The following is an 18,457-nucleotide window of genomic DNA, read 5'->3' on the forward strand; positions in this document are numbered from 1 at the left end:
AGTGCGGATCCGGGATCCTGGAGCGGTCCTTCCCCTGCGACCCCGAGGAGCTCCTTCGTGGCCGACGACTACACCGAGCGGTGGTTCTACGACATCACCCCCGGCTGGCACCTGCCCTACCCCGACCTCCCCGAGCGCCCATCCTGCATCGCGCGGGGCATCGGCCCGTTCACCCGGCTCGCGAAGCTCATCCTGCCGCCGAGCCGCCGCCCGCGGCCGTGCTGCTGGTACCACCGCGGCTCGTGGACTGAGGCCTCGGAGACGGCGATCGAGATGGTCGAGGCGGCGACCACCAAGGGCCTCGAAGGCGAGGAGCTCGTCGACGAGCTCACCCGCCGGGCCGACAGGATCGAGTCGCGGTGGCTGCGCCAGGCCGTCTCCAGCCTCGTCGACGGCGGCGAGCCGATCAACTATGGCTCCATCGCCGACTGGCGCGACGGCGACCGAACCTATGTCGGCGGCCGCCACCGCGTCATGGCCATGATGCAGCAGGGCGTGCGCCGCACCGTGACGATGCGCCTGGAGCTCCTCGACCCGGCGACCGGCCGGATCCTCCGCGACTGACCCCGCGCGGGGACGCGCGGCGGCCCGTCCGCACCTCCGCGCACCCGTTACGGAGCGTGATATCCGGACGGGTTCGCGCGTCGAGTGCGCCCGTGTCGCGCGCGCACCCAGGGCACGGGGTACATGGGGGCGGCGATTGCGCGCCAAACTCCGGAGATTTGTACCGGTATACGCCTAATTCTGGTCGCGGAGCGCGCCAGTGGCGCGGACGCGCGCCACGGCGTTGACCTGCGGTTTGGCGCGGGTGGCGCGCTCTCGCGCCAGTTACTGACAGTGATGAAAACCGGGTTCGGGCATGGGAAAGGGCCGCCCCGACGGGGCGGCCCTCAACGGGTCGGGTCAGGCGGCGAGGCGGTAGACGGTGGCGGTGGAGTTGCCCTCGCGGGCAATGATGCCGTCCTTGGCGAGGCGGCTCAGGAGCCGCTGGAGGGTCCGGCGCGGCACCTTGGTCTCCTCCTCAAGTGCGGTGATGGACAGCGGCTCGGCGACGGTCTTGAGCGCGGTGACGACGCGGGCGGCGTGCGGGACGTCGGCCAGGACGTCGTCGTCGAGCTGGGCCTGGTCGCCTGCGATGTCGGAGAGGTCGACCTCGCCGCACTCGGCTTCCAGGTCTTCGACGGTGAGCATCCGCGGCGCGGCTTCAGCAGGGGCCTCCTGGGGGGTCTCAGCGGTCTCCTCGGCGGCCGCGGCCTGGTGCGCCCCGGCGGTGCGGGGCCAGCCCAGGACGTTGGCCTCGTGCTCGGACAGGACCGGGCGGGCGGCGGCGTACTCGGCGATCATGGCGTCCCATGCCTTCTCCTGCTTGGTGATCGCGGTGTCGGAGTCGTAGGCCATGGTCTTGGTCGGGTCGCCACCGTCGGGGTTGCCGACCTGGCACTGCCCGCGGGTCGGCAGGCCCTTCTCGGTGACGTCGACGCTCCAGCCCTGGACGTCGCCGTCGTGGGCTTTCTTCACCTTGTGTCCGATGAAGTTCGAACCGTATTCGCTGGTCAGCGTGGTCGGGATGTCGATGGCGTTGATGGACTGGGTGATGAAGCCGACGACGATCCCGGCCTGGCGGACGTGCTTGGGCAGCGACTCCATGCGCGTGAGGAGCCTGTCGTACTCGGCGTCCTTGGCCTGCTTGAACATGACCGAGAGCTCGTCGATGATGTAGAGGATCCCCGGGTTCTCGGCGGTGGGCAGCCAGTTGCGCATCCGGTTCCCCTCGGCGTCCCTCATCCCCTTGAGCCGCTGGATGCGGTCGCGCGAGAGCGCCTCCAGGGCGTCGAGGTCGGCCATGACCTCGGCGATCGTGGTGGCGCGGCGGTGCATCGCGGGCAGGTGGTATTCGCCCAGGTCGCCCTTGACGGCGTCGGCGCCGGCGACGATGAGGTCCTTGCAGGCGATGCCCGACAGCAGCAGCGACGAGGTCGTGTTGGTCTTGCCCGACCCGGACATGCCGAAGATCCCGATGCATTTGGCGTCGGGGTTGTCGGTGAAGATCCGCGCGCGCGACTCCTGCTCGTCGACCGAGCCGAGGACGCGGCCGAGCGCCAGGCCGTCGAGGACCGACCGCGAGCCGGGGGCCCAGGCGGCGCCTTCGGCGCGGTTGGCCGGGTCGAGGGCCGGGTGGGGGATGTTCTTCTTCGCCGAGACCGCGGCGTGGAGGATGGTGATCTTCATGCGGCGGGAGTTCCCTGCCGTGACACGGCGGGCGATGACGCGGGCGGCGTCGACGTGGAGCTGGTGGGCGATGTCGGCGTCGCGGAACTTCTCGGGCCGGTCGGCGTCGCCGACGAACACCTCGTGCTCGATGTCGCCCTTGGCGTTGACCTTGGTGCTGGTCACGCGGGTGGCGTCGCAGGCGCCGAGGGCGTGCAGGGCCGCGCCCATGGACCGGGAGCGGCGCTCGGACGTGCTGTAGCGGGTGAACACCGTGTTGCCCGACCACCACCACACGGCCAGGACCAGGCCCGTAGCGAGAATGATGCCCCAGGTCGGCGCCCAGCCCGCGGCGAAGGTGAGGGCGATGGCGCACGCGGAGCCGAACATGAGCTGCGCGGCGGCCGCGGCCTGGAGCGACCGGTCGAGGTCGCCGATGATGCCGTCGAGCCAGATCCACGCCAGGACGGCCAGCAGCGCCACGACTGCCCACGCCCACGGCCCCCAGATCCACACCGACAGGTTCGCCGCGGCCGCGGCGAAGCCCGCCGCGGCGATGACGTGGAGGGGCAGGAGCCGCCGCCAGTGGCGAATGTTGAACCGTGTGGCCGCCGCGGTGCCCTTCGCGGTGGTCTTCACGGCGCGTCCAGTGGTTTTCAGTGCGTGGGCCGTAGATTGTGCAGTAGTCACAGTGTGCTCCTAGAAATGCGCTGGGGCTGAGGGCGGCCGGGACGAAGTACCAGTTCGTCCCGGCCGCAGAACGGGCCTAGTGGCCGATCGGGATGACGGTGGCGCCGACGCTCTCGGCGGACGCCTGGTGGGTGTAGAGCTCGACGAAGGCCCGCTTGGTGCCGAACAGGCCCACCGACGCGGCCTTCAGGTCCTCGGCGGCGGCCTTGACCTTCCGGGTCACGTCCGGGAGGACGCCGTAGCGGCCAAGCCGGTCGGCCAGCTCACCGAGCTGGCGCGACCACAGCGAGAGCGCGTACTGGTTGGTCCCCAGGTGGCGCCAGGTGCTCAGGACGACGTCGCCCTTCTCGGGGAGCCACGCGGAGATGCACAGGCTCGCGCGGATCGCGGCGGGCTTGGTCTCCAGCGGCTGGTGCTGCCCGCCCCGGATCGGGGCGCCGGCCATGGGGACGCCGCTCGCCTCCTGGTTGATCTGGTCGACGTAGAGGCGGTTCATCGTGTCGTGGGCGGCCTTGAGGTAGCTGCCGGTGGACTGGACCGTGGTGATCACGGTGGTGACGCGGTCGCGGATCCGCTGGTCGATGTTGCCGAGCTGGAAGGTGATGTTCAGGTCGCCCAGGCCGTCGGCGATCGCCTTGACCGAGGCTTCGAGGTCGAGGAAGGCGTCGACGATCGAGTTGGCCGGGCAGGCCTGGACGGGCGCCCAGACGGCGAGCTGGTCGATGATGGCGGCGTAGTTGCGGGCGAGGTCGCCCGAACCGAGCACGCGGGAGGTCTCGGACATGTGGATCACTCCGTTTCCGGTGGTTGTGGTCGTGGTCGTGGTGGTCTGGCTGATGGCCCCGCCGGTGGTCGTCGAGGTCACGGTCGTGGTGGTCGTGGTCGAGGTGTCGACCGCGGCAGGCTTTCCGGAGACGGTGACCCGGTTGCGGTAGGAGGCCTTGTGGGAGGAGACGATGACGGCCTTCGGACCGAACCACAGCAGCAGCGCCAGCAGCCACGCGAGCAGGTTGCTGGCGGGGTGGTGGCGCAGCCAGCGGCGCGCGCCACGGCGCGCGTCATGGCGCGTGTCGCTCCACGCCTCAGCGAAAATGCTGGTCATTGCGGCTCCATGTGCTGGCGGCGGAGGGCCTCGACGGTCAGGTACTCGGCCATCCGGCGGTGCTCCCCGGCGAGAGCGGCGGCCGCTTGGACGACCGCCGCCCCGGCCTCGGCGTTGCGGTGATCGGCGCCGACACCGATCGCATCCATGTGCCCTCGCGCGAGGGTCAGGTACTCGGCTGCCGTGTCGGCGTACTCGGCGGCGGTGCGAGGTTGACGTTTTGCCATGTCAGGGCTCCTTTGTGAGATGGTGGGGCCGGTCGAGCAGCTGACCAGCCCCCGGGGTGCGGCTAGGAGGCCGCGAGCTTGGCGTAGGCGTCGCGGATCGCGGACCCCCGCTTCTTGGCGATGCCGAGGGTCCGGCGGATCGACTCGGCCGAGGTCGGGTTGACCGCCCGGCACGTACCCGGGTCGATCCGGCCGTCGCGCACGGCCTCGGCCAGCTCGGCGAGCAGCTGGGCGTCGGACCTGGACTCAGAGGAGGCGGACTCGGTCGTGACCTGGTCGAGTACACCCACAGTCCGGGTGGACTCGACCGCGCCCGCCACCGCGGCGGGCGCGGTGCGGAAGGTCTTCGATCCGGCCGCGGTCGGCTCGACGGAGGCCTTGGCGAGGGCCTCGCGGAGCGCGCGGATCAACCGCGGCACCAGGTTCGCGCTGATGGCGAGCCCGGCCGGAACGATGGCCCACACCAGCGCCGAGGGCGTCAGGGCCCCTTCGATGTAGACGTGCAGGCCGACGTTGAGCACCAGCGCCACGAACACCAGGCCCCGTTCGAGCCTGCGGAACGGGTTCGCCTCGCCCTCGCCGATCGCGCCGAGGATCTGCGCGACCAGGATCGCGATCACCGGGAGCGTCACCAGCGGCTCGACCATCCAGTTGATGAGCCGCGTGCCCGGCGACAAATGGTCGAGCGAGACCCCGACGTTGACCGCGCCCAGGAGCGCCGCCAGGACGGCCGGGAGGAGCGCGATCGCAGGCACCCACCGCTCGGCCGCGGCCAGGCGCACGATCCGGGACGTCGGGTCCAGTGCCCGGTCCCGGCGCTCCAGGGCCGCCACGCGCCGGTTCTCGCGGCGCCGACGGGCGTCGGCGAGCTTGGCGTCGTGCTCGGCCTGGGCGCGCGCGCCCTCGGAGGCCAGCTCGGCGCGACGGCGATCGACCTTCGCGTCGAGCTCGCGCTCGACGGCGCGCAGGTCGGCGGCGCGGTGGATGATCTCGCGGGCCTCGGGCTCACTGATCGCCTCAGCCAGGACATCGACGTCGGCCGCCGACGTCGCCTCGGCCCGGCGCCGCGCCAGGCGCATCGCGACCGGGTTGGGCTGCGCGACCTCGGTGGTCGGGCGGCCCTTCTCGTCGGCGACTGTGGGCCACAGGTGCGCGTCGGCCCCGGAATCCAGGCCCTCCAGGACGTCGTCGACGTCCCGGACGGCCTCGTCCAAACCCGCCTCGGCTTCACGCGCGGCCGCGACCGCTTCGGCGGCGGCCTGGCGGGCGGCCTCGGCCGCCGCCTCGGCGGCGAGGCGGGCCTCGTCGACCGCTTCCGCGGCGCAGTCGAGGCACACCTCCTCCGCATCGTCGACGTCGATGCCGAGCATGTCCGCCAGGCCCTGGGCGTCCTCGGGAGCGACGCGCGGGTGCGGCAGCGCCTCAATGCCGGTTGCCAGGTCGCGTTCGGCCGCGGCCCAGTCGAACTCGGGCTCGTTCGGCCCGGTCATGGTGTTCTCGGCGGTCATGACAGCTCCAGTCCGGGGATCGAGGGCTGAGTGAGGGTCGTGGTCAGGCGGCCGGCCTGGCGGGCAGTGAGCGCCGGGGAGGTCTTCGCGCGCTTCCAGGCGCAGAACGCGGTCCACAGTTCGTCGACGGAGCGGCCGGTCTGCTCGGCGGCGTCCTGGATGTCGTGGACGGTCGCGCCCCAGTGGCACACGAGCATGTAGACCGCGAACATGTCGAGGTCGGCAACGGCGTCGATGCACCGGTCGCGGCGGTCGGCCGGATCGGACGGGCGCGCGAGCTGGCGGCGGCTCATGCGATCACCACCCAGGCCAGCGTCACGCCCAGCAGGAGCGCGAACCCCCACCCGGCCAGGGCCGACAGGAACGCCGCATACCGGCGCGTCTCCAGGTTCGTGATCGTGCCGCGGGCCAGGCGCAGCTTGCGCTCGGCATCCTCGCGGGCACCGTTCGCGCGCCCCAGGGCATCGCGGGTGGCGCGCAGGTCGTTGAGGGTGGACCGGTGGAGCACCTGCTCGGCATCGAGCCGGTCGCCGAAGTCGTGCGCGCGCAGCCAGTACCGCACCGCGCTCTGAAGGACCTCGCGGACCCCGTGCGCGTCGGCCGGGCCCAGCAGGCCCGTGTTCTCCAGCATCTGCGCCATGTACCGCGCCGACTCAGCGTCGGCACCGAACAGGGCCTCGGTGCTGCGGACGGTCGCGCGGTCCTTCAGGGCCGCGACGACCTGGTCGAATCGCACGTCGCTCACGCCGCACTCACCGCCAGGCTCATCGCGGCGAGCCGCAGCGGGGACGCGAACCGGTTCCGCACGGCGGTCTTCGCCGGGGCGGGCGCCTGCGCGGGGACAGGCTCGGGAGCCGTCTGCGGCCCCAGGGCCAGCGGGTGGTACCGGACGGCGGCCTTGTCGGCGAGCGTGGCCAGCCAGTCGGCGAAGGAGGGCGGGGCGTCGATCGCGATCCGCTCGCAGACGGCAACCCAGACGTCCTGGGCGGCGTCCTCGATGTGGATGCGGGCCGCGCGGTGCAGGCGCTCGTCGACGAGGTCCAGGACCTCGTCCTGGTGGGCGATGTACAGCTCGGCGAGGGCCTCGCGGTCCCCAGCGGCCGCACGCGCGGCCAGGACGTCAGACTCGTTCGTGATCGTGGTGTTCACCGGCCCGCCACCGCCTTCCGGGGGCGGTTGGTGCAGGTCGAGGAGTAGTGGCCGCCGCCGCAGTCGGGGCAGGTCACGCGCATGGAGGCGTTCATCGGCCCTCCCCCGCGGTCGCGATCGCGTCGTCGAACGTGACCGCGCGCTGCGCGGGCGTCAGGCCGCCGCGGATCCAGTTCTCGTAGTAGCGCGGCAGGCGCAGCGCGGCCACCAGGCACTGGGTCTGGACCGGGCAGGGCGCGCACACGCGCTTGGCGACCATCGCCACCCGCTCCTCGTACCGGTGCTGGGGCATGTGCTCGTGCGAGGCCGGCGGCGCCGCCCACTCATCGATCCGCGCCAGGCCAGGACCCTGGCAGTACCCATCGACCGCCACCGCGACCATCAGGTCATCGAGGGCGGTCGCATCGTGCTCAGCCTCAGCCGCACCAATCGCGGCAAGGGCCTGTACGGTTTTGTCTGACATGGGACTCCGTTCCCTGTGTCGGGCCCAGGCAGAGGAACCAGCTCTGACCTGGGCATTCTCGTCTTCAAACCCAATCGCAATCATCACAACTTGTGCAATTGCGTTGATTGCATTCACTGTAGGCATGTTAGCAGATGTCTGTCAACGCAATCGCATGGATAGATTTTGATTGCACGGTGTGGCACGATGGGCGGCATGGACGAAGACAAGCTGCTCTCGACACCGGAGGCCGCCGAAGACATCGGGGTCGACACCGCCACGCTCTGGCGGTGGCAGAAAGCCGGGAAGGTAAAGCCGGCCTGGACGACCCCCGGCGGCAAGATCAAGTGGGATCCAATCGATCTGCGCAGGCAACTCGGCCTGCCTGCGGCTCCGCGCCCGATCGTGCTTGCGATCGTTACCTGCACCGAAGGCGTGTTGGTGGGGAAGCGCCGTGACGGGAAACCTGCCTGGACATTCATCGGCGGCGAGCTGGAACCAATGGAGACTCCGGAGCAATGCGCGGTCCGCGAGGTCCAGGAGGAGGCCAAGATCCGCATCATGGCGTCCTCGGCCGGGCCGATCGGGGAGCGTGTTCACCCGAAGACAGGCCGAACCATGATCTACATGCCCTGCGCCCCAGTCGGCGATACGACGGTCGAGGTCGGAGACGAAGAGGAGCTTGAAGAGGTTCGCTGGGTTCCGCTTAGTGAGGCAGAGGAGCTGCTGCCTCACCTGTACGAGCCGGTGCTGGTCTACCTCGCCAAGATCCTTCGGGAACCCGAGGTCTAGCACCAAAAAGGAGCTTCCGCCGAAGGCCCGCAGGTAATGGCCCTGCGGGCCTTGGTCATGTCCGCACGAAGTCATCACACACTGCTCGTCGTCGGCGGCGTCTCCCAGGCGCGCAGGGCCTGTTCGACCTCGTGGCGCTGTGCCGCTTTCCACTCGATGGTCTGTCCACGGTGCGGCTCTCCCCACTCGATGCCGAGGACGCTCGCTCCGTCCCTGCGGACCTTGCCGATCCGGGCGGGCTCGGGGCGGCTGTCGAGCCAGATCGAGGCGTAGCCGGTGCCGCGGCGGGCCATCAGGTAGAGACGGTTGCCCGCCGCGGTCGTCCAGGACCCGGCGACCTCGGGTTGGTTCTCGGTCTGCTGCATACGGTCTCCTCGTTGAGACGGAGGGCCGCCGCCCACTCGACGGCCCTCCCTTGTGCTGGTCGTCCCACCGGGCCGCCGTCGCCAGCCGGGTCAGCAACCCGTGCGGGAGGCTCGCGGCGCCGGCGGCCGGGAGTCCTGTCGCGCCAACCAGCAAGCGAGGCAGGACAAGTACCCCCAGGTAGGGATAGGGGTATCGTGGCCCTCACAACCCCGCTCAGCCATGACCGAGAGGTTTTCAGAGGTTTTCAAATGGGACCGGACACCGAGCTCGGCTGCAAGCTGAAACAGCAGAGGACGAGCGCCAGCGTCACGCTTGCGCAGGTCGCGCACTATGCGCATTGCAGCGTGTCCCACTTGTCCAACGTCGAGGCCGGTCGGAGAACCGTTTACCCCGAGGTACTTTCGGCCTATGAACGCGCTATCCGAGAGGCGACCGACATGAGGCGCCGCACCGTCGTCACCGGCGTCGCCGGTGCCCTGCTCGCCCCGCAGGCCACATCGGAGCTGTTGCGAAACAGCTTCAGCGAACGCCTGGGCGCGACACCGAGCGGCGACGACTGGGAGGAGCGCCTGATCGACCTGGGTCGCTCCTACATGTCCGACGGCGCGACCGTCGTCCAGGAGCGTCTCGCCGCCGACCTCACCGTCCTCCAGCACGCCACCGACTCACCGCACATGTGGAGCGTGGCCGCCCGTGGCATGGCGATCTACGGCAAGACGACGAAGGGCCCCAAGGACGCCATCGAGTGGTACCGCCTCGCCGAGTCGGCGGCCCTCCGCTCCGACGACATCAACTCGCGAGTATGGGTCGCAGGACGCGCCGCCCTGGCGCTCGGATACGAAGGCGCAGCAACACCGACCGCTCTGGCCTACGCCGAGCAGGCGATCGGCCTCGCCAACGGACACCCCACGAGCGGCCTGCTCAACGCCCAGATGGGCCGGGCCCACGCCCTCGCCAGCTCCGGCCGCGCCGACGAGGCCCGCGCCACCTGGGACGATGCGCAGCGGACCTTCGAGGCGCTGAGCCCGGACGACGAGATCACCGACTTCAACTACCCCTTCTGGAGGTTCGCGGTCGTCGGATCACTGCTGCACGCACGGCTCGGCGATTCGGCGGCCGAACACTGGCAGGACGAGGTCGACGCCCACCGGCCCGCCTCGATGGTCCGGTTCATCACGCACGTCGAGCTCCACCGCGCGCTGATGATGGCCCGCTCCGGCGACTACGCCGGCGGCGTCGCCTACGGGGAAGCCGCCCTGGAGGCGCTTCCCGCCGACAAGCGGTCCCAGAGCCTCTACCTCATGCTCGACGAGATCAAGCAACGTTGACGGCCGGGTCCAGGGCGTATGCCTGGACCCGGCCCAAGATCAAGGGTTGCGTTGACAAGCGTTCGGCCATGCGCCTAGAGTGAATGCAATCAACGCAATTGCATACATGTTAAGTATTGCAGACCACCAAGAACAGCGAGGTCAGGACCGTTTCCAACACGGAATCGGACTACACCGGGACATTCCGACAGAAAAGCCCTGCACAGACAAAGCGGTAGTGGCCTCGTCACACACAGGACCCACAGCTCACACCGCACGATACGATGACCGACAAAGCGAAAGGGCCGGAGTTCGCAGCTCCGACCCTTCCTAAAGACTTAGTACATGTACGCCTGACAAGCGATCCACCGTAACCAAGCCACGCAAGACTCAGTGTAACGGTGGTCGCGGCTCTGGCGCACATGTCCGGGAGGGACATGATGATGACCACCGACAACGCCGGTACCGCCGAACTCTCCGGCCCAAAGCCCGAGAGCAAGTTCTACGGCTATTACCGCCGCGACTGGATCGACCTCTGCGAGGATCTCCGCGGCAACGACCGCGTGGTCTACGGCGTCCTCCGCTCCCTCGTCTTCGAGCACCGTGGCGTCCGAAACGACGTGCGGATCCTGTCCCTCGATGTGCTGTGCGAGCTGATTCCTGGCGTGAACGGCAAGCCGACCACCGTTGGCACCCTCCGCGACTGCCTACGTCGGCTGAGCAAGGTCGGGCTCGTCTCCGATCCTGAAGGCAACCCGCTCACCACCTCATCGAGCAAGAAGGCCGCGGCGAAGGCGCTGCGCATCCAGATTCACGACGTCCCGTGCAACGACTATCAGCCGCAGTGGAGCAACAGCGACGAGAAGCTGAAGGCGATTCAGTCTGGTTGGAATTCCAACCAGGAAGCCCCGGCTGGTCAGAATTCCAACCAGACTGGTCAGAATTTCAACCAGTCTGGTTGGAATCCCAACCCGGATTTCGGGGATGACCAGGCAGAACGCGATCCGTACTCCTTCTCTTTCCCTTCTTCTTCTTCCTCCCCCCTCTCCGACCCGCCCTCGGAACCGGCTCCGGCCGCCCCGATGGACCGGGCCGGGGAGGAGGGGATGGCTACGCCGGAAAAGCAGGGGGGCACGGCAGTACTGGAACACAGCGCCGTTGCCGTCGCTCTGGTCGCTGAGATCCCGAAGGGCTCGGGGATCGAGACCGGGAAGGTGGTCGACGCGATCGTGCGCAGGCTCAGCGAGGGCCTGGACGCCGCCGACATCCGCCGCGAGCTGCTGAAGCCGCTGCCGCGGAACGTGCGGAGTCTGACCGGGCTCTACCTGCACCGCCTGAACGAGCTCGGTGCCGACGAGGCCGCCGAGCCGCAGCTTCCGCCGTCCGCGCCGCGCCCGGACGCGCACGCCTACGTCGACCGGTACGGCTCCTGCACCGTATGCGGCCTGCCCGAAGCCAACCCCCGGCACCGCCTCCTGGTCGCCGTCAAAGCCGCCTAGCGGCCCCGTACACGCCCTCCGGGGCGCTTCGGGGACTCCTGGACGGGTTCGCGCCTTCCCGAGCCGTCAGCGGCGCCCTCAGCCCGCCCGCCCGTTTCCCGCCCGATACGACGAAGGCCCCACCGGTCTAGACCACCGGTGGGACCCATGAAATGCCTGTTCAACCATCGAAAGGCACTCCCAGTGAACCACGAGACTGACACCGAGGCCACCCAGGCCGCCGCCCCGCCGATGACCGACCTCGAAGCCGAACGCGCCGTCCTCGGCGCGATCCTGCTCAACGACGAGGTGATCCCCGAGGTCGCAGACCTCGTCGGCCCCGGCGACTTCTTCCACTTCGCGCACGCCGCCGTCTTCGAGGCCGCCGTCGCCCGCTTCAACCGCGGTGAGAAGGTCGATACCGTCCTCATCGCCGCCGAGCTCATCGAGTCCGGCGAGCTGGTGAAGGTCGGCGGCGCCCCCTACCTGCACGACCTGCTCAACGCAGTCCCCACCGCCGCCAACGGCGGCTACTACGCCCGCATCGTTGCCGACCACGCCCGCCGCCGCCGCCTCGACGCCGCCGGGATCCGCATCCGCCAGGCCGCCCACACCCTGACCCGCGACATCGACACCGTCCTGGAGGAATGCGACCGGGCCTTCGCCGACGCCGTCGCCGACACCGCCGCTGACGAGGCCACCTTCGCCGACTACTTCGCCACGGCCTTCGAGTCCCTGGAGAACCAGGGCAACGCCAACGGCGTCTCCACCGGCTTCCCCGACCTCGACAAGTACCTAGGCGGCCTCGAACCCGGCTGCATGTACGTCGCGGCTGGCCGCCCCGGCATGGGCAAGACCCTGCTGCTGACTGACATCGCCCGCCACTTCGCCGTCCGTGAGGGCCTGCCGGTCCTGTTCGCCACGCTCGAAATGTCCGGCGAGGAGATCGCCAAGCGGCTCGCCACCGCCGAGTCCGGCACCCCCGCAAGCTGGTGGAAAGGCGAGGGCACCCCCACCGACGAAGGCCTCTCCCAGCTTGCCCGCGCCGCCGCCCGCATCGCCGAAGCGCCCCTGGACATCGACCCCAACACCGACATGACCCTCACCCGCTTGCGCGCCCGCGCCCGCAAGGTCGCCGCCCGCCACGGCGGCAAGCTCGGCCTCATCGTGGTCGACTACCTCCAGCTCATGAAGTCCCCCACCAAGCCCGAATCCCGGCAGGTCGAGATCGCCGAGTACAGCCGCGGCCTCAAGAAGCTCGCGAAGGACCTGAAAGTCCCGGTCCTGGCCGCCGCCCAGCTCAACCGCGAGAGCACCAACCGCGCCGACAAGATCCCGCAGCTCTCCGACCTGCGCGAAAGCGGCGCGATCGAGCAGGACGCCGACGTCGTCATGCTCCTCAACCGCCCCGACTACCACGAGCACGGCGAGCACGAGCGCGCCGGCGAAGCCGACGTCATCATCGCCAAGAACCGGTCCGGCCCCAGCGGCACCGTCACCCTCGCCGCCCAGCTTCACTTCAGCCGGTTTGCCTCCCTCGCGATCCCCTAGTCCCGATTGATCGAGCACGAAGTGCCCGCGGCGAGCTCGCCGCGGGCACTTCCGCGTTCACGCTGCATGCCATAGCTGCTAACAAGCTACATACGTGTTAGCTAACTTGTTAGCAGTGTTGCTAGCAAGTATGAAGGTTGGTTGTGATGTGCCTGGTCTCGTTGGTACGGTGCGCTCATGCGACCCGATAACCAAGGAGTTGACATTGGCCGTTGAGCTTCCGGTGCTGCCCGAGCGCACCCCGACCGTCTGGCAGATCCTCAACCCCGAGACCAACCCCGCCACCGGCGAGGAGACCGGCCGGTCAGTCTTCATCAACCACGAGCTGACCCTCACCAAGACCGGTGTGCGGATCGCCGGCGCCAACCAGAAAGGCGGCGTCGCCAAGACGACCACCACCATCAACATCGCGGCCGAGCTCGCCGCCGCCGGCGGCTCGGCCCTCGTCGTCGACCTCGACCCGCAGGCGAACGCGAGCAAGGGCCTCGGCGTTGACGCCAGCGAGGCCCGCCTGACCATCTACGACGCGCTCCGGAAGGACCCCGAGAAGCGCGTCCCGCTTGCCCAAGCCATCGTCGAAGTCTCCCCGGGCCTGTACCTCGTCCCCGGCCACGAGGCCATGGCCTCCCTCGCCGAGGACAGCGCCGGCCCCAACGTCGAGATGCGCCTGGCGAACGCCCTGCGTCCGGTCAAACAGCACTTCCACGCGATCTTCGTCGACTGCCCGCCCAACCTCGGGCGCCTGTTCCTTATGGCCCTCGCCGGAGGCACGGATGACGAGGTCTTCGTGACCATCCCCGTCAAGTGCGGCCCGTTCGAGCTCGACGGCCTGGCGAAGATGCTCGACACCATCGCCAAGATCCGCGCCAACGAACTTGCCTACCACCTCGGCATCGCCGCAGCGGTCGCCACCATGTACGACGGCCGCCGCAACATCGACCGTGACGTCGACGCCTACCTCGCCGAGAACTTCCCGACCCAGCACGTCCCCAGACCCATCCGCACCTCCGTCCGGCTCGTCGAGTCCGCCGACCAGGGCCTGCCCCTGCGCGAGCACAGCCGCCGCGAACCGGTCAACGGCGACCTCGCCAACCTTGCCCACACCATCGCGAAGCGGGTGCTCGCATGACGCCACCCAAGAGAGGAGGACTTCAACCCCGAAAGAAGTTGGTGAACGTCCCGGACGACCTGGACGAGAAGGCCCTCCAGGAGCTCAAGGAAGACCGCGAGACCGCCAACGACTCGTTCTTCACCCGCCACAAGGAGGACGAGCCCGAACCCGACCCGGCACCGGAACCGCCCGTCGACGAGGCCGCCGCCGCTCCCCCAGTCCCGCCCGAGGCGGCGCCGCCGAAGCCGCCCGCGGCCGCGGCCAGGCCCAAACCGAAGCGGGCCGCGAAAGCGGCCCCGCAGACCGCCGAGGTCGCCATGCCGCCGGCCAAGCACACGCCCGAGCCGAGCGTGCAGTTCGGGCCCCGGATCCGCTCCGACCTCGCCGACCGGCTGAACGCGTTCTGCGCCGACTTCGACGCCACCAAGCAGGACACCGTCGACATGGCCCTCGCCGAATGGCTCGCCCGCCGCGGCTACCCGGCCAGCCCCGACATCGTCGTCCCGCCCCTCTCGGTACCCGTCGACCTCACCGCACCCGAGCCCGCCGCAGGCGGTGTGCCCATGCCGCCGCGGCGCAGCGCCATCAAGCGCCGCCAGCTCAACGTCCGGATCCGCCCCGAGACCAACCAGGCGCTCATCCAGTTCACGACCGACCACTCATCGGTCATCCAGGACATCGCCGACATGGCCCTCGCCGAGTTCCTCGCGATCCGCGAGCAAGCCCTCCAACCAGCCAACACATGAGGTAGCTAGCAGCTAGCTAGCTAACTAGCTTGCTAACAGATCGGCTAACACGCTAGCCGGGACATGGGCACACTTGCCCGCCTCCCGGCTAGCGTGCTCTCCAGTGCGCGGCACGCTCCCGGCCTGACTGCGTCGGCGGCCGCGGATCCGCTTTGCGCCGGGTGGGCGCAGGGGCGCCCCGCGGCGACGACGAGGACCGCGCGTCCCAGCCGCCGCCGCTCTCCTCGGCGCCGACCGGGCCCGGCGCGACTCCGGCACCGAGCGCCCCGCGGCCGACACGAACGGCGTCCGGGTCCGGCGCATCCCGGCCGACGTGGCGGTCAGCGGCACCACCGCCCGATCCGGTCGCGCTACTCGCCGCCGCAAGCGTCGGCATCGGCAAGGCCCAGACACCGCTCCGATCGGACGTAAAACACCAGCTCAAAAATGCTAGCTAACTTGGTTGCTAACAACCTTGCTAACACGCTAGCTAGGTGTTGACAGGATCTCCCAATGCGCCTAACATCGGACATGTCAAGGAATACTTGACGTCAAGAAGACCTTGACGAACGGAGCATGATGGTTGAAGTGAAGGGCACCTACGAGGAGCGGACCGCGCAGGCCCTGGAGCGGCTGCGCGCCTACCCGGATGCGGCCTTGGCCCGCATCAGCCTGGCCGACCAGGCCGCCGAACTGGCCGAACGAGCTGCCGAGCTCGTCGGAGCCGCCGCAGACGGCGACCCGCTGGAGATGCTCGACGTTGCCCACGGTCTGCGATCCGAGGCGGCTCGGCTCGCCGAGGCCGCCGTCGTTGCCGCGCGTACGGCTGGGGCGTCGTGGACGGAGATCGGCGCGATGCTCGACGTCACCCGGCAGGCCGCCGCCGACCGATACAAGGGCGCCGAGGACCGCTTCAGGGAAGGCCTCGTCGCTCCCGTTGCCCACGAACCGTTCACGGTCTCGAACCTTGCCCGAGGGCTGTACGACCCCGCCGCGACCGCCGCCCGTATCGACCGGTGGCTGTCCGAGGCGCGTGCTTCCTCCGGCGATGAGGCGCCCGGCTCGTTTGCCGACCACCTGCCGGTTGCCGACCGGACCACGCGCCAGGACGACTACATGCGGCGTACCGGCGTCATCGGGCGCTACATCGGCAGTGAGGGCTTCCGGCCCGAGCACGCCGAGGACTGGCGGATCCGCCGTGTCGAGGCCGGTTTGGAGACCGAGGACGGGAAGCCCATCCTCCTCGGCCGTGAAGGAGCATCGTCGTGAGCAACACTGATTTCGGTGGGGACGGTACCCCCGAGGAGCAGGCCCAGCGGATCGCGGCGAGCCTGCGCGGCAGCGGCCTGGGCCGCGCCGTCGAGGAGGCCGCCGGACGCACGGCCCCGCCCGTGCGCCTCATCCCCGACCTGGGGGACGGCGGCCTCCTGCACAGCCTGTCGTGGCTGTCGGAGGTCCTGACCGGCTGGGGTGAGGACACTCTGGATGACGGCGAGGCGTTCGAGGACCCCGTCGAGGCCGCGGCCGCGGACGCCGCCGCGGACGCCGTCGACCGGATCATCGAGGCGATCCGTCCGACCCAGACCGACCCGCGCACCCCCTCCGAGATCCGCGTCGACGGCCGCTGGGTCCCCCAGTCCACCGCCCCCGCCGGGTACGCCGGGCGCCTCATGAACGGCTCGATGGAGCTCGGCCCGATCCGCCTGATCGAGGGGATCACCACCGAGGACGTCGACACCGTCATCGACATCTGCGAGCGCATCATCAGCGACCGCGGCCCCCTCACCGACGCCGCGAACGAGATCGCCTCCTCCTGGGACAACCGCCCCGTCGACGTCAACGAAGGCCCCACCGGCGGCGCCGACTGGGCCCGCCGCGCCCTGGGCATCATGCACCTGCTGGAGCGCACGCCCTACTTCGACGAGCACGCTGAGACCCTCGTGCGAGCCCTGGCCCACCACGACCCGGACACCGACCTCCACCTCACCGGCGCCCAGGTCGACGCCTACCGGGCGTGGACCCACGCCGCCCTGCGCGAGCTCGCCGGGACCAGCAACGAGGACGAGGAGGCGTAACCCCATGACGCCGCAGCTGTTCCACATCACCGACCCCGCCATCGCGAAGGCGATCGGCCCGCACCTGCACGAGCTCGGCGGCATCGTCATCGCCGACCCCGCCTACCTCACCGACAAGCAGCGCAGCGACTACCTGCACACCATCGGCCCCCTCGACGGCGACGAGCTCCCGCTCACCATCCACACCGTCGACTGGACCACCCCCATTGTCTGGGACCCCGAGGACCCCGAGTTCGCCGCGGCCGCCGCGTACGGGATCGCGGCCGCCCCCGGCGACGTCTTCGACGGCACCGACCTGTCCGAGGTGCCCCGCCACGTCATCGAGTGGATGGGCCTCGACGAGACGGGAGCCGACGAGTGACCGCCGAGCAGCCGCAGCGTCCGATCGACCTGCTCACCCCCGCGGGCCGCCAGGCCGTCCTCGACCAGATCGAGGCCGACCACCAGACCGTGCTCGCCTTCCATCAGCAGCTCGAAGCCCTCGCCGAGCGCTTCGAGGCGAACGTCCACGAGGTCGACTGGAGCCGCGACGTGGCCCCGGTGAGCACCGCGGCCTTGGACCACATCCTTACCGCGATCGACTACGCGAACACGGTGCAGCGCCGCCTGCTCGACCTCGACCTCGACCTCGAAGGCGCCGGCGGCATCGGCGACGAGCTCGACGCCGAGTTCACCCGGATCCACACCGCCCGCCGATCCGTTGAGCGCGACGAAATGCAGCTCTCGACCCTCACCTCCCGGCTCGGCGAGCGCTACCGCGCCGCCCTCACCGACCAGTTCTTCACCTGACCAGCGATCAACAGCCTGACCAGCACCGACAACCCAGAAGGACCACCATGACCACGCAGACCCTGACCACCACCGCCTTCGACCCGGCCGCCCTCTACACGAAGTGGACCGACGCGGCCGCCGACGCCCGGTGGCGCTTCCGCAACGAGTCGGTGACCCAGGTGTGGGCAGCCGAGGCCCGCGCGACGGCCTGGAGCGACGGCGCCGCGAACGTCTACGTTGCCGACGACCTCGCCGCCTACCTCACCGAGCAGATCACCCGCGAGGACATCAAGGATGACGCCCGCGCGACCTACGCCGACATGCTCAACGACCTCCACGCCTCCCGCACCGAGGTCGCCCAGCTCCGCGCGCACGTCGCCCGCCTGGAGGACGAGCTCGCCGAGCTCCGCGCCCGCCTCGACGGCACCGCCGCCTAGCGCCGCCATGACCAGCACCGGAACCGTCCGCGGCGGCACCGAGTACGAGGGCCAGGACCACGACGAGGTCCCCTCGGCCGGTGAGGTCCGCTTCCTGCGCGTCATGCGCGTGGTGTGCGGCCTGGCCGTCCCGGTCGCCGCGGCCGCGGGCTTGGCCCGCATCGTCGACGGCGGCACCGAGGCGATGGAGGTCGTGGCCGCGATCCTTGCCGTCGCCTTCACGGCGCTGTTCTGCGCCTACTCCGGTGCCCGCGCCCGCCAGCTCCAGACCCTCCGTGACGAGGCGACCGCCGCCTCGTCGACCAACCCGAACGAAAGCGAGACCCCGTGAACAGCAACGACAGCACCGCCATCGACCCGAAGCCGGACCGCATCCCGCGCCTGTACACCGCGGACGTGGTGGCCCTGCGCCTGGTCCACAACCCCGCCCAGCCCGAGCGCCCCATCTGGCAGATCCTCCTCATCCTGCGGGCCTACGAGCCCTACATGGGTGAGTGGTCCCTGCCCGGAGGGCACCT

The 18,457-nt window shown here is 69.9% G+C and carries 22 protein-coding genes and 1 pseudogene; 14 read left to right on the plus strand and 9 right to left on the minus strand.

The genetic code is table 11. From position 1 onward, the window contains the following. Positions 1-57 precede the first annotated feature (57 nt). Positions 58-564: a hypothetical protein gene (locus WA640_RS28415; RefSeq protein ID WP_335992286.1), complete on the plus strand. Its 507-nt coding sequence runs from the start codon at positions 58-60 to the stop codon at positions 562-564. Positions 565-903: 339 nt separating this feature from the next. On the opposite strand, the gene WA640_RS28420 is transcribed toward WA640_RS28415, so the two are convergent. From WA640_RS28420 to WA640_RS28455, 8 genes are all read right to left on the minus strand, one after another. Further along, positions 904-2,847: a hypothetical protein gene (locus WA640_RS28420; protein WP_335992288.1), complete on the minus strand. Its 1,944-nt coding sequence runs from the start codon at positions 2,845-2,847 to the stop codon at positions 904-906. Between the two features lie 127 nt (positions 2,848-2,974). Next, entirely contained in the window at positions 2,975-4,000 is a 1,026-nt protein-coding gene (locus WA640_RS28425; RefSeq protein WP_335992290.1) for a hypothetical protein, read from the minus strand. Then, entirely contained in the window at positions 3,997-4,227 is a 231-nt protein-coding gene (locus WA640_RS28430) for a hypothetical protein (RefSeq protein ID WP_335992291.1), read from the minus strand. Before WA640_RS28430 ends, WA640_RS28425 begins: the two co-directional genes overlap by 4 nt. A gap of 62 nt (positions 4,228-4,289) precedes the next feature. Continuing rightward, on the minus strand, positions 4,290-5,735 hold the full coding sequence (locus tag WA640_RS28435; RefSeq protein WP_335992293.1) for a hypothetical protein: 1,446 nt from the start codon (positions 5,733-5,735) through the stop codon (positions 4,290-4,292). Continuing rightward, entirely contained in the window at positions 5,732-6,028 is a 297-nt protein-coding gene (locus WA640_RS28440; protein ID WP_335992295.1) for a hypothetical protein, read from the minus strand. Before WA640_RS28440 ends, WA640_RS28435 begins: the two co-directional genes overlap by 4 nt. Next, positions 6,025-6,480 carry a hypothetical protein gene (locus tag WA640_RS28445; protein ID WP_335992297.1) on the minus strand — a complete coding sequence of 152 codons (456 nt, stop codon included), beginning with the start codon at positions 6,478-6,480 and terminating at the stop codon, positions 6,025-6,027. Before WA640_RS28445 ends, WA640_RS28440 begins: the two co-directional genes overlap by 4 nt. Further along, positions 6,477-6,884: a hypothetical protein gene (locus WA640_RS28450; RefSeq protein WP_335992300.1), complete on the minus strand. Its 408-nt coding sequence runs from the start codon at positions 6,882-6,884 to the stop codon at positions 6,477-6,479. The genes WA640_RS28445 and WA640_RS28450 overlap by 4 nt, the downstream gene beginning before the upstream one ends. Positions 6,885-6,975: 91 nt before the next feature. Next, the gene (locus WA640_RS28455) at positions 6,976-7,347 is read right to left on the minus strand and encodes a WhiB family transcriptional regulator (protein ID WP_335992302.1); all 372 of its coding nucleotides are present in this window, start codon (positions 7,345-7,347) and stop codon (positions 6,976-6,978) included. A gap of 195 nt (positions 7,348-7,542) precedes the next feature. Here WA640_RS28455 and WA640_RS28460 point away from each other — a divergent pair, with 195 nt between their 5' ends. Next, positions 7,543-8,118, plus strand: coding sequence for an NUDIX domain-containing protein (locus WA640_RS28460; RefSeq protein WP_335992304.1), 576 nt, complete (start codon positions 7,543-7,545; stop codon positions 8,116-8,118). 74 nt (positions 8,119-8,192) lie between these two features. Here WA640_RS28460 and WA640_RS28465 read toward each other — a convergent pair whose 3' ends face one another. Further along, positions 8,193-8,483, minus strand: coding sequence for a hypothetical protein (locus WA640_RS28465; RefSeq protein ID WP_335992306.1), 291 nt, complete (start codon positions 8,481-8,483; stop codon positions 8,193-8,195). A gap of 249 nt (positions 8,484-8,732) precedes the next feature. Between WA640_RS28465 and WA640_RS28470 the strand changes: the two genes are divergently transcribed. From WA640_RS28470 to WA640_RS28525, 12 genes and pseudogenes are all read left to right on the plus strand, one after another. Next, a complete protein-coding gene (locus WA640_RS28470) occupies positions 8,733-9,812 on the plus strand; it encodes a helix-turn-helix domain-containing protein (protein WP_442904860.1) in 1,080 nt (359 codons plus the stop codon). 422 nt (positions 9,813-10,234) lie between these two features. Beyond that, the gene (locus WA640_RS28475; protein WP_335992309.1) at positions 10,235-11,290 is read left to right on the plus strand and encodes a hypothetical protein; all 1,056 of its coding nucleotides are present in this window, start codon (positions 10,235-10,237) and stop codon (positions 11,288-11,290) included. 183 nt (positions 11,291-11,473) lie between these two features. Further along, on the plus strand, positions 11,474-12,820 hold the full coding sequence (gene dnaB / locus WA640_RS28480) for a replicative DNA helicase (RefSeq protein WP_335992312.1): 1,347 nt from the start codon (positions 11,474-11,476) through the stop codon (positions 12,818-12,820). A 205-nt stretch (positions 12,821-13,025) separates the two neighbouring features. After that, the gene (locus tag WA640_RS28485) at positions 13,026-13,949 is read left to right on the plus strand and encodes a ParA family protein (RefSeq protein WP_335992314.1); all 924 of its coding nucleotides are present in this window, start codon (positions 13,026-13,028) and stop codon (positions 13,947-13,949) included. 41 nt (positions 13,950-13,990) lie between these two features. Then, entirely contained in the window at positions 13,991-14,677 is a 687-nt protein-coding gene (locus WA640_RS28490) for a hypothetical protein (RefSeq protein ID WP_335992317.1), read from the plus strand. Between the two features lie 567 nt (positions 14,678-15,244). Then, positions 15,245-15,925: a hypothetical protein gene (locus WA640_RS28495; RefSeq protein ID WP_335992320.1), complete on the plus strand. Its 681-nt coding sequence runs from the start codon at positions 15,245-15,247 to the stop codon at positions 15,923-15,925. Beyond that, positions 15,922-16,731, plus strand: coding sequence for a hypothetical protein (locus tag WA640_RS28500; RefSeq protein WP_335992322.1), 810 nt, complete (start codon positions 15,922-15,924; stop codon positions 16,729-16,731). Before WA640_RS28495 ends, WA640_RS28500 begins: the two co-directional genes overlap by 4 nt. Positions 16,732-16,735: 4 nt before the next feature. Then, the gene (locus WA640_RS28505) at positions 16,736-17,092 is read left to right on the plus strand and encodes a hypothetical protein (protein WP_335992324.1); all 357 of its coding nucleotides are present in this window, start codon (positions 16,736-16,738) and stop codon (positions 17,090-17,092) included. Further along, positions 17,089-17,520 (plus strand): hypothetical protein, encoded by a 432-nt coding sequence (locus WA640_RS28510; RefSeq protein WP_335992326.1) that lies wholly within the window; start codon positions 17,089-17,091, stop codon positions 17,518-17,520. The genes WA640_RS28505 and WA640_RS28510 overlap by 4 nt, the downstream gene beginning before the upstream one ends. Before the next feature lie 47 nt (positions 17,521-17,567). Then, positions 17,568-17,939 carry a hypothetical protein gene (locus WA640_RS28515; protein WP_335992329.1) on the plus strand — a complete coding sequence of 124 codons (372 nt, stop codon included), beginning with the start codon at positions 17,568-17,570 and terminating at the stop codon, positions 17,937-17,939. A gap of 7 nt (positions 17,940-17,946) precedes the next feature. Further along, a complete protein-coding gene (locus tag WA640_RS28520; RefSeq protein WP_335992332.1) occupies positions 17,947-18,270 on the plus strand; it encodes a hypothetical protein in 324 nt (107 codons plus the stop codon). Then, positions 18,267-18,457 (plus strand): annotated as a pseudogene (locus tag WA640_RS28525) (hypothetical protein); the annotation flags it as partial. The gene WA640_RS28520 and the pseudogene WA640_RS28525, both read left to right, overlap by 4 nt.

Origin of the sequence: Glycomyces sp. MUSA5-2 (assembly GCF_037034145.1) — a bacterium.
Classification (GTDB): Bacteria; Actinomycetota; Actinomycetes; order Mycobacteriales; family Micromonosporaceae; genus Glycomyces; species Glycomyces artemisiae.